This is a genomic window from Streptomyces sp. NPDC051452 (genome assembly GCF_044454765.1).
Taxonomy (GTDB): Bacteria; Actinomycetota; Actinomycetes; order Streptomycetales; family Streptomycetaceae; genus Streptomyces.
Map to the genome: position 1 here is coordinate 595,056 of NZ_JBITEB010000001.1, position 12,756 is coordinate 607,811.

The window sequence follows — 12,756 nt, forward strand, 5'->3', positions numbered from 1 at the left end:
CGCCAGGGCGAACGCGAGGCGGGGACGGCGGGGGACACGGGCATGGGCATGGTCGGGGAGGAGACAGCAGACACGAAGGAGTACTCGACAACCAGGGGGGAGCTTGAGGACCGGCGAACCCGTCGGGCCGGCGGCGTTGCACGGCCGGGTCGCCCGGTCAGGGCGTCGACCATGGTGGCAGACCGGACGGGGAGGACGTCCTCCAATGCCCCGGACCGCTGTGGCACGAGAACACCAAAACGCCCTGCGCGCAGGCCATTTGAACCCCTGGGTGGGGTTCCTCACAGGCCCGGCCCGCCCGGGTCCGGACCCGTTGTCCCGTCACGCTACGAGGCGTTCGGTCACCGCCCGCCGCGCGGTGGCCGGAGCGGCCACCGCGCGGGTGGTGCGTCAGCGGTTGACCGTGCGCATGCCCGCCTCGTCGTACCGCTCGCCCGCCGCCTCGGGCAGTTCGGCGTCGATGCGGGCCAGGTCCTGCGCGGTCAGCTCGATGCCGGTGGCGGCGGCGTTCTGCTCCAGGTAGGTGCGGCGCTTGGTACCCGGGATCGGCACCAGGTCCTCGCCTTGCGCCAGCACCCAGGCGATGGCCAGCTGGGCCGGGGTGACGTCCTTCTCGGCGGCGATCTCCTTGACCTTCGCCGCCAGCCGCAGGTTCGCCTCCAGGTTGGAGTCGGTGAAGCGGGGGTTGCTGCGCCGGAAGTCGTTCTCGTCCAGCTCGTCCGGGGAGCTGAAGCGGCCCGCCAGGAAGCCGCGGCCGAGCGGCGAGTACGGCACGAAACCGATGCCCAGCTCCCGGCAGGTGGGCAGCACCTCGGCCTCCACGTCCCGCGTCCACAGCGAGTACTCGCTCTGCACGGCGGTGACCGGGTGGACGGCGTTCGCCCGCCGGATGGTCTCCGCGCTCGCCTCGCTCAGCCCGATGTGGCGCACCTTGCCCTCGGCGACCAGCTCGCCCAGCGCGCCGACGGTCTCCTCGATGGGCACGGCGGGGTCGACCCGGTGCTGGTAGTACAGGTCGATGTGGTCGGTGCCCAGGCGCTCCAGCGAGCCGTGGACGGAGCTGCGCACGTGCTCGGCCGAGCCGTCCTGCCGGCCCACCGTGCTCATGTCGCCGGGCACGGCGTCGTCCATCCGGTAGTTGAACTTGGTCGCGATCACGTACTCGTCGCGATGTCCGCGCACCGCCTCGCCCACCAGCGACTCGTTGGTCAGGGGGCCGTACATCTGCGCGGTGTCCAGGAAGTCGATCCCGAGTTCCAGGGCGCGCCGGATGGTCGCGATGCCCTCCTCCCGGTCGCTGGAGCCGTAGAAGGCGGACATGCCCATGCATCCGAGGCCGATGGCCGATACCTGAAGGTCCCGCAGACTGCGCTTGCGCATGTGGTGTCCCAGCCTTTCGTGCACACTCGTTCGTCATTCGTCGTTCGTCGTTCGCGTGATGTCCGCGACGCTACGGGCTGGAGCGCGCTCCAAGTCAAGGCGCGCGGTGCGCGGGCCTATGGATTCAGCCGTACCGGCAACTCGAACAGGTCGTTCTGGGTGACCACCGGCTTGTTGCGCAGCTCGCTCGCCGGCACCGCGAGATCCAGGCCGGGGAAGCGGGCGTACAGGGCGGGGAGTGCCACGGCCGCCTCCAGACGGGACAGGGCGGCGCCCGGACAGACGTGCGGACCGTGACCGAAGGAGATGTGACGGTTCCTCGTCTCGCGGGTGATGTCGAAGTCGCCGGCACCGGGCCCGTGCGCGCTCTCGTCGCGGCCGATCGCGCCGTACGACACGATGAGCGCGTCCCCGGCCGGGATCACCTTGTCGCCGACCGGCACGTCCTCGGTCGCGAACCGGATCAGGACGTGGGAGGTGGGTGTGGAGAAGCGCAGGGTCTCCTCGACGACCGCCGACCACTCGGCCTCGCCCGACAGCACCAGCGCGCGCTGACGGGGGTGGGTGGAGAGGTTGACGACAGCGTTGACGATCAGTGAGATCGTCGTCTCGTGGCCCGCCGCCACCATCAGCTGGAGCGTGGAGACGATCTCCGCGTCGGTGAGGTGGTCGCCGTCCTGCGAGGCGAGGACGAGCGCGCTGGTGAGGTCGTCGCCGGGCTCGGCACGCTTGGCCGCCACCGTCTCGCCCATGATCCACGCCAGCTCGGTGAGGGTCGCGACGACCTCGTGGGGCGGGGTCTGGGTGGAGAAGAACTTCTCGAACAGCACCTTCAGCCGGGGCAGCCGCGCCTGCTCGATGCCCATGAGGTCGGCGATCACGTACATGGGCAGCGGATAGGCGAAGGCCGCCTTGAGGTCGACGGTCTCCGCGTCGGCGGGCAGGGCGTCCAGCAGGACCTGGGTGAACTTCTCGATCCGCTCGCGCATCCCCTCCACGCGGCGCGGGGTGAGGGCCTGCGCGACCAGCGTGCGCAGCCGACGGTGGTCGGCGCCGTCGACGGTGAGCATGGAGCGGCCGGGATTGACGAGGCCGATCAGCGGCCAGTCCGCGGGTATCTCGCCGCGCTGCCAGGCGCCCCACACGTCGATGTCCTTCACCAGGCGCGGGTCGGTGAGCAGCGCCTTGGCCTCGGCGTGCCGGGTGACGGCCCACACCGGGACGCCGCCCGGCAGTTCGACGGCGGCGAGCGGGCCGGCCGCGCGCAGCGCCGCGCTCTCGCCGTCCAGGTCGGTGACGAAGGGGTCCAGGGTGATCCGTGGTGCTTCGGTACCGGTCGTCATCGTGACGTGCCTCCTGGGCAGGGGTCGGGGTACTGCGCCGGTCCGGGGCACGATCCCCGGCCCCCCGGCACAACAGCGGGTCGCCCGGGGCGACGCGGGATCACAGGGCGGGTACGGGCGTGAACCGGACGGGCAGCTCGGACAGCCCCCTCAGCCAGGGCGAGGGCCGCCGGCCGAGGGACTCGGCGGGCACCGCCAGGTCGAGGTCCGGCAACCGGTCCAGGACGACCTCGATACCGGTCCGCGCGATCACCTCGGCGATCTCCTGCGCGGGGAACGGGCAGCGGTGCTCGCCGTGACCGAAGGAGAAGTGCGCGTTGTTGCCACCGGTCAGCGCGGTGGCGTCGGTGCGCACCTGCGGATCGGAGTTGGCGCCCTGCAGCCCGAGCAGCAGCAGATCGCCGGAGCGGATGCGGCGACCGGCGAGGTGGGTGTCACGGGAAGCCCAGCGGCCCGCCACGTTCTGCGTGGGAGTGTCCTCCCACAGCACCTCGTTCATGGCCTCGGCGACACTGTGGCGGCCGCCGAACAGCGAGGCGGCGAACCGGCCGTCGGTGAGCATCAGCCGCAGCGAGTTGCCGATCCAGTCGGCGGTCGGCTGATGCCCGGCCGCCATCATCACCATCAGGTCCTGCGCGATCTCCTCGTCGCTGAAACCGCCGTCGTCGGCGAGCATCCGGGAGACCACGTCGTCGGCGGGCTCCTTCTTCCGGTCCGCGAGCAACCCGCCCATGGACGCGGCCAGATGGGCCTGTCCGGCCAGGGCGCGCTCCCGCCCGTCGATCATGTCGTTGAGGGCGGTGACCAGGCCCGGGCCGTCCTCGTCCGGGAAGCCGTAGAGCCGGGCCAGGACCCGCACCGGCAGCAGCATCGCGTACTGGGCGACCAGATCGGCCTCGCCCGCCGCGCACAGCGCGTCGATCAGCTCGTCCGCGAACCGCTCGGCGTGCCGCCGCAGTTCGAAGGGGTCCACCGACTCCAGCGCGCCGCTGACCATCGAGGCGCGCCGGCGATGCCGTTCGCCGACGGTGTAGAGGATCGACGGCTGCCTGCGGCCGATCATCGGCAGCAGCGGCCAGTCGGCGGGAATGCTCTCCCACTGGTTCCACAGGTCCGAGTCCCGGCTGAACAGCACGGGATCACCGGTGACTTGATGCAGTTCCCGGTAGCCGAGCACCAGCCAGGCCGGGATGTCACCGTCGAGCAGCACCGGCACCACGGCGCCGTGGTCGCGCCGCATCTCCCGGTACAGACGGGCGGGTTCGGTCTGGAACCGGGGTCCGCTGAGCGGGACGGCGTCGGGGGCGGTCACACGAACTCCTGTCGGGGCTGGCCCGCCCGCGCGGACGGGTCGGCGTACCGGTCCTTCACATGCTGGACCAGCGTGATCAGCACCTGCTTGCCGGAGGCGCGGGAGCGGGCGTCGCAGTCGACCAGCGGCACGTCCGGATCGAGGTCGAGGGCTTCGCGCACGTCCCGGCCGGCGCGTACGGGGCCGCCGAAGTCGTTGCAGGCCACGATGAACGGCGTGCCGTGGTGCTCCAGGCGGTCGATCGCGTACCAGGAGTCGTCGATCCGGCGGGTGTCGACCAGGACGACGGCGCCGAGCGTGCCGGCGAACAGGCGGTCCCACAGGAACCAGAACCGCTCCTGGCCCGGCGCGCCGAACAGGTACAGCACGTTGTGCGCGTCCAGGGTGATCCGGCCGAAGTCGAAGGCGACGGTGGTCGCGGACTTGCCGCGGACCTGGCGGATGTCGTCGACCGTCCGGCCGGCCTGGGTCATCGTCTCCTCGGTGTTGAGGGGACGGATCTCGCTGACGGAGCGGACCAGGGTGGTCTTGCCGACGCCGAAGCCGCCCACGACCACGATCTTGAGACCGTTGTCCGCGGAGGCACCCAACGGGGTGCGCACGTCAGAGGTTGCGGAGTCCAACGAGCACCTGCTCCAGGATGTCGGGGTCGGACAGGGCCGGCCTGCGCGGATGACGGGCGCTGACGCGGCCCGCCGCCAGCAGGTCGCACAGCAGTACTTTGGTGATGCTCACCGGCAGCCGCAGTTCGGCGGCGATCTCCACCACCGAGGTGGGAAACCGGGCCAGCTCCAGGATCGCCGTGTGTTCGGACTGCATGCCGGCCACCGGCTCCGACTCGGCGACCACCAGGGTCACCAGGTCGAAGGGGTTGTCCGGGGCGCTCCGGCTGCGTCCCTGGGTGATGGTGTAGAGACGGTCGGGAGCGTCGTCCCGGCCCGGACGGCTCATGAGGTGCGGGGCGGAGCGGTCAGGTGCTCACCGAGCTGCTCCACCAGTTCGCTCATGTTGTGCCCGACGACACCGGCGTCCGCGTCCTCGGTGGTGACGACGGCCAGATGGGCGCCCGCGCCCGCCTCCACGATGAACAGCACCCCGCCGTAGAACTCGGTCATGGCCGAGCGCACGCCGCCGCTGCCGTCCCCGAACTCGGCGGACGCCCCGTGCGACAGCGACTGGATACCGGCCGCGATCGCCGCCAACTGGTCGGCCTGGTCGACGCTCAACTCCGGGGTACGGCACAGCTTCAGGCCGTCGCGCGAGAGCACGAGGGCGTGCCGGGTCCCGGGGGTCCTCTCCAGCAGGCCTTCCAGGAGCCAGGTGAGCTTGTCGTCGGCGGTGGTCGGGCCGGTCATGAGGTGGTGTCGCCTTCCGGGTGCGCGTGCGGGTGGGGGGAAGCCGGGGAGTGCCCGCCGGAGTCGGCGGCGACGCCCCACGGGTCGGTGTCACGCTCGTGCGGCGCGGCGCCCTGCGGGGTGCCGGCGGTGTGTCCGTGCGGTGCGGGGGCCTGCGGGGTGCCGGCCTGCGGGGTGTCGGTGCGGGCGTGCGGTGGTGTGGGCCACGAGGAGTCCGTGGCCGTGCCGTGCGTGGGCGTGCCGTGCGTGGGCGTGCCGTCCGTGGCCGGGTCCCGCTCGGCGTCGGACGGGGCGGGAGCGGTCTGCCGGGTGCTCGGGCGGACGGCCTGGCGGAAGCTGCTGAAGCGGGCCGCCCGGGCCTTGACCCCCTCGGCGCCCGGGCCCGGGTGGGTGGCGTCGGCGCGGGGCGCACGCGCGTGCTGTTCGGCCTCGGCGAGCGTGCGGCCCCGGCGCCGTCTGGGCAGTCCGGCCGGGCCGGGCTCCGCAGCGGCGGACTCGGTGACCCGGGGCCCCGCCACGGCGTGCTGAGCCCCGTCCGGTGCGGCCTTGTCGTCGCCGGCGCCGGTGCCGGCGACGGCGCTCGCACCCGGAACCGGAACCGGAACCGGATCCGGTGCCGGGGCCTCGGCCGTCGGCTCGGCGGGCGCGGCGCTGGTGAGAAGGTCCTGCGGGATGAGCATCAGCACGCCGGTGCCGCCGCGCGCCGACGGCCGGAACGACACCGTCAGGTTGTGCTTGCGGGCCAGCCGGCCGACCACCGCGAGGCCGAGCCGGGTACCGGTCAGACCGCCGAGACCCGAGACGTCCCCGGAGACCGCGCGTTCGGCGCGCCGCAGCTGCACCTCGCCCATCACCAGACCGCTGTCCTCCACGGACACGATGACCCCGGCCGGCACCTCCTCCACGTAGACGTGGACCTCGGCGGTCGGCGGAGAGAAGTTCGCGGCGTTGTCCAGGATCTCGGCGAGCGCGTGCATCACGCCCTCGGCGGCGTGCCCGGCGACGGCGGTCTCGCTGACCGAGTGCACCCGCACCCGGCGGTAGCCGGCGATCCGGCCCATCGCGCCGCGCAGGATCGACTCCATCCCGATCGGCCGGGCCCACCTGCGGCCGGAACGGGCGCCGGTCAGCACGGCTATGGAGTCGGCGAGCCGGCCGGCCTGGGCGGTGCGGTGGTCGAGGTGGAGCAGGTCGGCGAGCACGTCCTCGTCGGTGTGCGTGTCCTCCATCGTGCGCAGGTCGGCGAGCATGGCCGTGGCCAGGGCCTGCATGCGCGCGGCGGCGTTGGAGGTCGCGGAGACCGCCGCGTCCCGCTCCCGGCGGGCCCGCTGGGACTCCTTCGCCAGACCGGCGTTCTCCCGGCCGAGCCGCTCGGCCTCCCGGGCGGCCGCCTCCTCGATCCGGGCGCGCTCGGCGGCGAACGACTCCGTCAACTCGGTTCGCTGCTGTGCGAGTTCGTCGACCAGCCGCTGCCGCTCCCGGCGGGCCTCCTCGGCCGCACCGGCCCGCTGCCGCAGCAGCCGTCCGATGTCCTCGGTGGCGCTCTCCAGCCGGTTCCGGGTGTCGCGCGCGGTCCGCAGTGCGTGCGCGGCCGTGGCCACCGCCGTGCTGAGGGCTAGCGCCGCCGCGGCCCCGCCGTAGACGAGCGCGGTGCGCGCGGAGTGCGGTGCCAGGAGCACGGCCACGCAGACCGCGAGCGCGGACAGGGCACCGGTCACGGCGAAGGCGGAGACGAACGTACGCGGGGACGGTCGGTCGCCGGGGTGGGTGGGCGCGGTCATCGGTCCGGTCTGGTCCTCGCGGCAGAGACGGGCGGGGCTGGCAAGAAGGGGTGGGATAACGAGTTGTCAGACTCGGTCGTGAACTGGCGGTCACTATACGAGAGTTCGTGATCAAAAAAGAAAGGAACCGGGTACGTTCCATGGAGTGGGTGGTCATACCGATGCGTTGACGATGAACCGGATGAGCCGGACGCATCCGCCCCGAACCCCTGGAATGAGAGGTTCCGGATTCTGTGCCCGGGACGGCTCGTAGGGGGCGAAGGTTGCCTCCAAGGAACGAAATCCCCTCCCGTACGCCTGTGGGCCTTCCCACCCATAAGGGATCTTGACGCCCGTCCCCGTGGTCGCTGAACTGTCACTTGCCGACAGAGATGGGGGCGAAGGGGGAGATGCGGGTGGCGGGGGAATCGACGGCGACGGGATGCCGTGCCTCATGACCACCGGCCTCATGACCGCTGAAGGACGCGTCGAGCGCCTGTGCCGGCCGCTCGCGCGCCTCGCCCGCTTCGCCGGGCGCACGCTGCGCGCCGAGTGGCACGCCATCGTCGTCGACCCCGTACGGCGGCTGGTCGGGCGCGGGCTGTCCGGACTGCTGCTGGCGTTCGTGGCCGCGTTCGGCGTCGTCTTCTTCCACGACATCGCCCAGCACCCGGCCGGCGCGGTATGGGTACGGCGGCTCGGCGGCGTGACGGCCGACCTGCCGCTGTGGCTGTCCCTGCTGCGCACTCCCGTGTCGCTGTACGTCCCCGCGCTCGACCTGCCGGTGTGGGCGGGCATCACCCAGCTCTTCATCGCCTTCGCGCTCGCCGAACTGGCCCTCGGCCGCGCCCGCACCCTGGCGGTCGCCTACGCGACCACACTGGCCGGCACCCTCACCGCCCGTCTGATGATCGCGATGGGGCCCGGCTGGTGGGGGTTCGGATTACCGCCCGAGTGCGGACGGGTGCTGGACACCGGGCCCTCGGCCGCCGTCGTGGGCCTGTTCACCTATCTCGCGGTCGTCAGGCGCGCCCCCGTGGTGTTCACCCTGACCGGCGGCTCGATGGTGTGGGAGTCCATCGCCGTGCCGAACCTGGCCGGTCGGGAGCATCTGATCGCGGTCGGCGCCGCGATCGCCCTCGGGCTCCTGCACGGCCGCCGCGAACGGCTGCGCGCCGCCGTACGATCCCTGCTGCCGCCCCGAGGCACCGAGCGCCCGGCCCCCGCCCAGCCGACGGCCCCCGCACCCGCCGAACCCGCCACTCCGGCGCCCGCTCGCACCGTGGCGGCCCCGGCGGTCCCGGCAGCCCCCGCCGTCCCGGAGACCTCGACCGTCCCGCGGACCCCGAAAGCCCCGCCGGCCCCCACGCCCTCGGATGCCCCCGCCGGCCGTCCCGCCGAGGCCCGGCCCAGGGTCGCTACGACGTCCCCCGACCGGTAGCCGGGCTCCGCCGACCCGGAACGTCCCGCACGGCGCGCCTCTGTGGCGCCGCCCACCCCGTCGGTGTGATGGTTTTCGCACGTCGACCCGTGCGGTCACCCCCTAGGGTGGCCGCGAGGCAGGGCAGGGCGTGGCTGACACCAGGGTGTTCGTCGCCGGCAGGCAGCTGAAGGGAATCCAGGATGTTCCGCAAGGTGCTGGTCGCCAACCGTGGAGAGATCGCGATCCGCGCGTTCCGGGCGGGATTCGAACTAGGCGCCCGGACGGTCGCCGTGTTCCCGCACGAGGACCGCAACTCGCTGCACCGGCTCAAGGCCGACGAGGCGTACGAGATCGGGGAGCCGGGGCACCCGGTGCGGGCCTACCTCTCCGTCGAGGAGATCGTGGGCGCCGCCCGCCGGGCGGGAGCGGACGCCGTCTACCCCGGCTACGGCTTCCTGTCGGAGAACCCCGAACTGGCACGCGCCTGCGCCGAGGCGGGCATCACCTTCGTCGGCCCCGACGCCCCGACGCTGGAGCTGACCGGCAACAAGGCCCGCGCGGTCGCCGCCGCCCGCGCGGCGGGCGTGCCCGTGCTCGGCTCGTCCGAGCCCTCCAACGACGTGGACGAACTGGTGCGCGCCGCCGATGAGATCGGCTTCCCCGTCTTCGTCAAGGCGGTCGCCGGCGGCGGCGGGCGCGGTATGCGCCGCGTGGAGGAGCCCACGCAGCTGCGCGAGTCCATCGAGGCCGCCTCCCGCGAGGCCGCGTCCGCGTTCGGCGACCCGACGGTCTTCCTGGAGAAGGCCGTCGTGGACCCGCGCCACATCGAGGTGCAGATCCTCGCCGACGGCGAGGGCAATGTGATCCACCTCTTCGAACGGGACTGCTCGGTCCAGCGCCGCCACCAGAAGGTCATCGAGCTGGCCCCCGCCCCCAACCTGGACCCCGGGCTGCGCGACCGGATCTGCGCGGATGCCGTGCGCTTCGCCCGCGAGATCGGCTACCGCAACGCGGGCACCGTGGAGTTCCTGCTCGACCGCGACGGCAACCACGTCTTCATCGAGATGAACCCGCGCATCCAGGTCGAGCACACCGTGACCGAGGAGGTCACGGACGTCGACCTGGTCCAGGCCCAGCTCCGGATCGCCGCCGGTGAGACCCTGGCCGACCTCGGTCTGTCCCAGGACACCGTCACCCTGCGCGGCGCGGCCCTGCAGTGTCGTATCACCACCGAGGACCCGGCCAACGGCTTCCGCCCGGACACCGGGCGGATCAGCGCCTACCGCTCACCGGGCGGCTCCGGGATCCGCCTCGACGGCGGCACCACCCACGCCGGCACGGAGATCAGCGCCCACTTCGACTCCATGCTGGTCAAGCTCACCTGCCGGGGGCGCGACTTCCAGGCCGCGATCGGCCGGGCCCGGCGCGCGGTCGCCGAGTTCCGCATTCGCGGTGTCGCCACCAACATCCCCTTCCTGCAGGCGGTCCTGGACGATCCCGACTTCCGGGCCGGCCGGGTCACCACCTCCTTCATCGAGCAGCGCCCCCAGCTGCTCACCGCCCGCTCCTCGGCCGACCGCGGCACCAAGCTGCTCACCTATCTCGCCGACGTGACGGTGAACAAGCCGCACGGCGAACGGCCGGGCCTGCTCGACCCGTTGACCAAGCTGCCCCCGCTGCCCGAGGGCGAGCCGCCCGCCGGGTCCCGTCAACTCCTGGTGGAGCTGGGCCCGGAGGGCTTCGCCCGCCATCTGCGCCGGTCCCCGACGATCGGCGTCACCGACACCACCTTCCGCGACGCCCACCAGTCCCTGCTCGCCACCCGGGTGCGCACCAAGGACCTCCTCGCCGTCGCCCCGGTCGTCGCCCGCACCCTGCCGCAGCTGCTCTCCCTGGAGTGCTGGGGTGGCGCCACCTACGACGTCGCGCTGCGCTTCCTCGCCGAGGACCCCTGGGAGCGGCTGGCCGCGCTGCGCGAGGCCGTACCCAACATCTGCCTGCAGATGCTGCTGCGCGGCCGCAACACCGTCGGCTACACCCCGTACCCGACCGAGGTGACCGACGCCTTCGTGCAGGAGGCCGCCGCCACCGGCATCGACATCTTCCGCATCTTCGACGCCCTCAACGACGTCGACCAGATGCGGCCCGCCATCGAGGCCGTGCGGGAGACCGGCACCGCGATCGCCGAGGTCGCCCTCTGCTACACCGCCGACCTCAACGACCCCGACGAGCGGCTCTACACCCTCGACTACTATCTGCGGCTCGCCGAGCAGATCGTCGGGGCCGGGGCGCACGTCCTCGCGATCAAGGACATGGCCGGACTGCTGCGTGCCCCCGCCGCCGCAAAGCTGGTCCAGGCGCTGCGCCGCGAGTTCGACCTGCCGGTTCACCTGCACACGCATGACACCGCCGGCGGCCAGCTCGCGACCTACCTCGCCGCGATCCAGGCGGGCGCGGACGCGGTCGACGGAGCGGTGGCCTCCATGGCCGGTACGACCTCCCAGCCGTCGCTGTCGGCGATCGTCGCCGCCACCGACCACTCCGAGCGCCCCACCGGCCTCGACCTCCAGGCCGTCGGCGACCTGGAACCGTACTGGGAGAGCGTCCGGAAGATCTACGCCCCGTTCGAGGCGGGCCTCGCCTCCCCGACCGGGCGCGTCTACCACCACGAGATCCCCGGCGGCCAGCTGTCCAACCTGCGCACCCAGGCCGTCGCCCTCGGGCTCGGCGACCGCTTCGAGGACATCGAGGCGATGTACGCCGCCGCCGACCGCATCCTCGGCCGGCTGGTCAAGGTCACCCCGTCGTCCAAGGTGGTCGGCGACCTCGCCCTGCACCTCGTCGGCGCCGGAGTGGACCCGGCCGACTTCGAGGCGACCCCCGACAGGTTCGACATCCCCGACTCGGTCATCGGCTTCCTGCGCGGTGAACTGGGCACCCCGCCCGGCGGCTGGCCCGAGCCCTTCCGCACCAAGGCGCTGCGGGGACGCGCCGCCGCCAAGCCCGTGCCGGAGCTGTCCGCCGAGGACCGCGACGGGCTGGCGAAGGAGCGGCGGAGCACCCTGAACCGGCTGCTGTTCCCCGCGCCGACCCGGGAGTTCGAGAGCCGGCGCCAGTCCTTCGGCGACACCAGCGTGCTGGACAGCAAGGCGTTCTTCTACGGGCTGCGCCCGGGCAAGGAGTACGCCGTGGATCTGGAGCCCGGGGTCCGGCTGCTGATCGAGCTGCAGGCGATCGGCGAGGCCGACGAACGCGGCATGCGGACCGTGATGTCGTCGCTCAACGGCCAGCTGCGCCCGATTCAGGTACGTGACCGGGCGGCGGCTTCCGACATCCCGGTGACGGAGAAGGCCGACCGGTCGGATCCGGGACATGTCGCGGCGCCGTTCGCCGGTGTGGTGACGCTCGCCGTCGCCGAGGGCGACGAGGTCGAGGCCGGCGCCACGGTCGCCACCATCGAGGCGATGAAGATGGAGGCGACGATCACCGCGCCGCGGGCGGGCCGGGTGTCCCGGCTGGCCATCAACCGGATCCAGCAGGTCGAGGGCGGCGATCTGCTGGCCGAGATCGGCTGAGCTGCAGCACCCCGCGGTGGCCGGAGGAAGCCGGCCGCCGCGGGGTGGGAGGGGGCCCGTGCGGGGGTCCGGGCCGGTGGTCAGTTCCAGAGCTTGTAGGTCACGACCTGCTGGAAGCCCTTCGGCCGGGCGCCCGCGTAGGTGAGACTCATCCGGGTGAAGTGCTGGACGTTCGCGTCCTTCTTCCACACCTGCGGGCGGTCCAGGCGCACGGTGACCTGGTAGTAGCGGAAGCGGCCCGCGGCGCAGTACGGCTTGCAGTCGTTCACCAGGTTCACGCCCCTGGCCGTCGCCGTGTGCGAGCCCCAGTGCTGCCACTGGAGCCCGGACAGCCGGCTGTTGCCGTCACCGCAGGCGAGGATGAAGTCGGTCGGGCGGATGTCGCGCTGCCACTGGCAGTCGACGAGCACGGGGAGCGGGGGAGCGGCCTTCGCCGCCGTGGTCGCCGGACCCGCCGACGCCGTGGTCATGGACGCCATCAGCAGAGCTCCCGCCGCCAGCGTGACCGCCGTTCCCGTCATTGATCCGCGCATGGTCGCTCCCACCCGTCGAATGACCCCGAGGGCTGCACATCGACGCTACGACCGCTCGCCCGAATGCACCAGTCG

General features: G+C 72.7%; 10 protein-coding genes. 2 read left to right on the top strand and 8 right to left on the bottom strand.

Annotated features, from left to right (window positions below; all coding sequences use genetic code 11):
* Nucleotides 1-390: 390 nt before the first annotated feature.
* The 7 genes from ACIBA9_RS02475 to ACIBA9_RS02505 all read right to left on the bottom strand — a co-directional run bounded on the left by ACIBA9_RS02475 (nt 391) and on the right by ACIBA9_RS02505 (nt 7,171).
* The gene (locus ACIBA9_RS02475) at nt 391-1,380 is read right to left on the bottom strand and encodes an aldo/keto reductase (RefSeq protein WP_399359479.1); all 990 of its coding nucleotides are present in this window, start codon (nt 1,378-1,380) and stop codon (nt 391-393) included.
* Nucleotides 1,381-1,496: 116 nt separating this feature from the next.
* Nucleotides 1,497-2,723 carry a cytochrome P450 gene (locus tag ACIBA9_RS02480; RefSeq protein ID WP_399359480.1) on the bottom strand — a complete coding sequence of 409 codons (1,227 nt, stop codon included), beginning with the start codon at nt 2,721-2,723 and terminating at the stop codon, nt 1,497-1,499.
* Between the two features lie 100 nt (nt 2,724-2,823).
* On the bottom strand, nt 2,824-4,035 hold the full coding sequence (locus tag ACIBA9_RS02485) for a cytochrome P450 (RefSeq protein ID WP_399359481.1): 1,212 nt from the start codon (nt 4,033-4,035) through the stop codon (nt 2,824-2,826).
* Nucleotides 4,032-4,658 carry a GTP-binding protein gene (locus ACIBA9_RS02490; protein WP_399359482.1) on the bottom strand — a complete coding sequence of 209 codons (627 nt, stop codon included), beginning with the start codon at nt 4,656-4,658 and terminating at the stop codon, nt 4,032-4,034. Before ACIBA9_RS02490 ends, ACIBA9_RS02485 begins: the two co-directional genes overlap by 4 nt.
* Nucleotides 4,639-4,986, bottom strand: a complete 348-nt coding sequence (locus ACIBA9_RS02495) for a DUF742 domain-containing protein (protein ID WP_362152512.1) — start codon at nt 4,984-4,986, stop codon at nt 4,639-4,641. Before ACIBA9_RS02495 ends, ACIBA9_RS02490 begins: the two co-directional genes overlap by 20 nt.
* Nucleotides 4,983-5,390, bottom strand: coding sequence for a roadblock/LC7 domain-containing protein (locus tag ACIBA9_RS02500; RefSeq protein WP_399359483.1), 408 nt, complete (start codon nt 5,388-5,390; stop codon nt 4,983-4,985). Before ACIBA9_RS02500 ends, ACIBA9_RS02495 begins: the two co-directional genes overlap by 4 nt.
* Complete coding sequence (locus ACIBA9_RS02505) at nt 5,387-7,171, bottom strand: ATP-binding protein (protein ID WP_399359484.1); 1,785 nt, start codon at nt 7,169-7,171, stop codon at nt 5,387-5,389. The genes ACIBA9_RS02500 and ACIBA9_RS02505 overlap by 4 nt, the downstream gene beginning before the upstream one ends.
* Nucleotides 7,172-7,619: 448 nt before the next feature.
* Between ACIBA9_RS02505 and ACIBA9_RS02510 the strand changes: the two genes are divergently transcribed.
* Both ACIBA9_RS02510 and ACIBA9_RS02515 read left to right on the top strand, forming a co-directional pair.
* A complete protein-coding gene (locus tag ACIBA9_RS02510; RefSeq protein WP_399359485.1) occupies nt 7,620-8,591 on the top strand; it encodes a hypothetical protein in 972 nt (323 codons plus the stop codon).
* Nucleotides 8,592-8,773: 182 nt separating this feature from the next.
* The gene (locus ACIBA9_RS02515) at nt 8,774-12,148 is read left to right on the top strand and encodes a pyruvate carboxylase (protein ID WP_399359486.1); all 3,375 of its coding nucleotides are present in this window, start codon (nt 8,774-8,776) and stop codon (nt 12,146-12,148) included.
* 80 nt (nt 12,149-12,228) lie between these two features.
* On the opposite strand, the gene ACIBA9_RS02520 is transcribed toward ACIBA9_RS02515, so the two are convergent.
* Complete coding sequence (locus tag ACIBA9_RS02520; RefSeq protein WP_399359487.1) at nt 12,229-12,681, bottom strand: hypothetical protein; 453 nt, start codon at nt 12,679-12,681, stop codon at nt 12,229-12,231.
* Between the last annotated feature and the right edge of the window lie 75 nt (nt 12,682-12,756).

Bases quoted from the DNA above. Each gene is read 5' to 3' on its own strand.
- ACIBA9_RS02475 (WP_399359479.1), bottom strand. From the start codon at position 1,380: ATGCGCAAGCGCAGTCTGCGGGACCTTCAGGTATCGGCCATCGGCCTC.
- ACIBA9_RS02480 (WP_399359480.1), bottom strand. From the start codon at position 2,723: ATGACGACCGGTACCGAAGCACCACGGATCACCCTGGACCCCTTCGTC.
- ACIBA9_RS02495 (WP_362152512.1), bottom strand. From the start codon at position 4,986: ATGAGCCGTCCGGGCCGGGACGACGCTCCCGACCGTCTCTACACCATC.
- ACIBA9_RS02500 (WP_399359483.1), bottom strand. From the start codon at position 5,390: ATGACCGGCCCGACCACCGCCGACGACAAGCTCACCTGGCTCCTGGAA.
- ACIBA9_RS02505 (WP_399359484.1), bottom strand. From the start codon at position 7,171: ATGACCGCGCCCACCCACCCCGGCGACCGACCGTCCCCGCGTACGTTC.
- ACIBA9_RS02510 (WP_399359485.1), top strand. From the start codon at position 7,620: ATGACCGCTGAAGGACGCGTCGAGCGCCTGTGCCGGCCGCTCGCGCGC.
- ACIBA9_RS02515 (WP_399359486.1), top strand. From the start codon at position 8,774: ATGTTCCGCAAGGTGCTGGTCGCCAACCGTGGAGAGATCGCGATCCGC.
- ACIBA9_RS02520 (WP_399359487.1), bottom strand. From the start codon at position 12,681: ATGCGCGGATCAATGACGGGAACGGCGGTCACGCTGGCGGCGGGAGCT.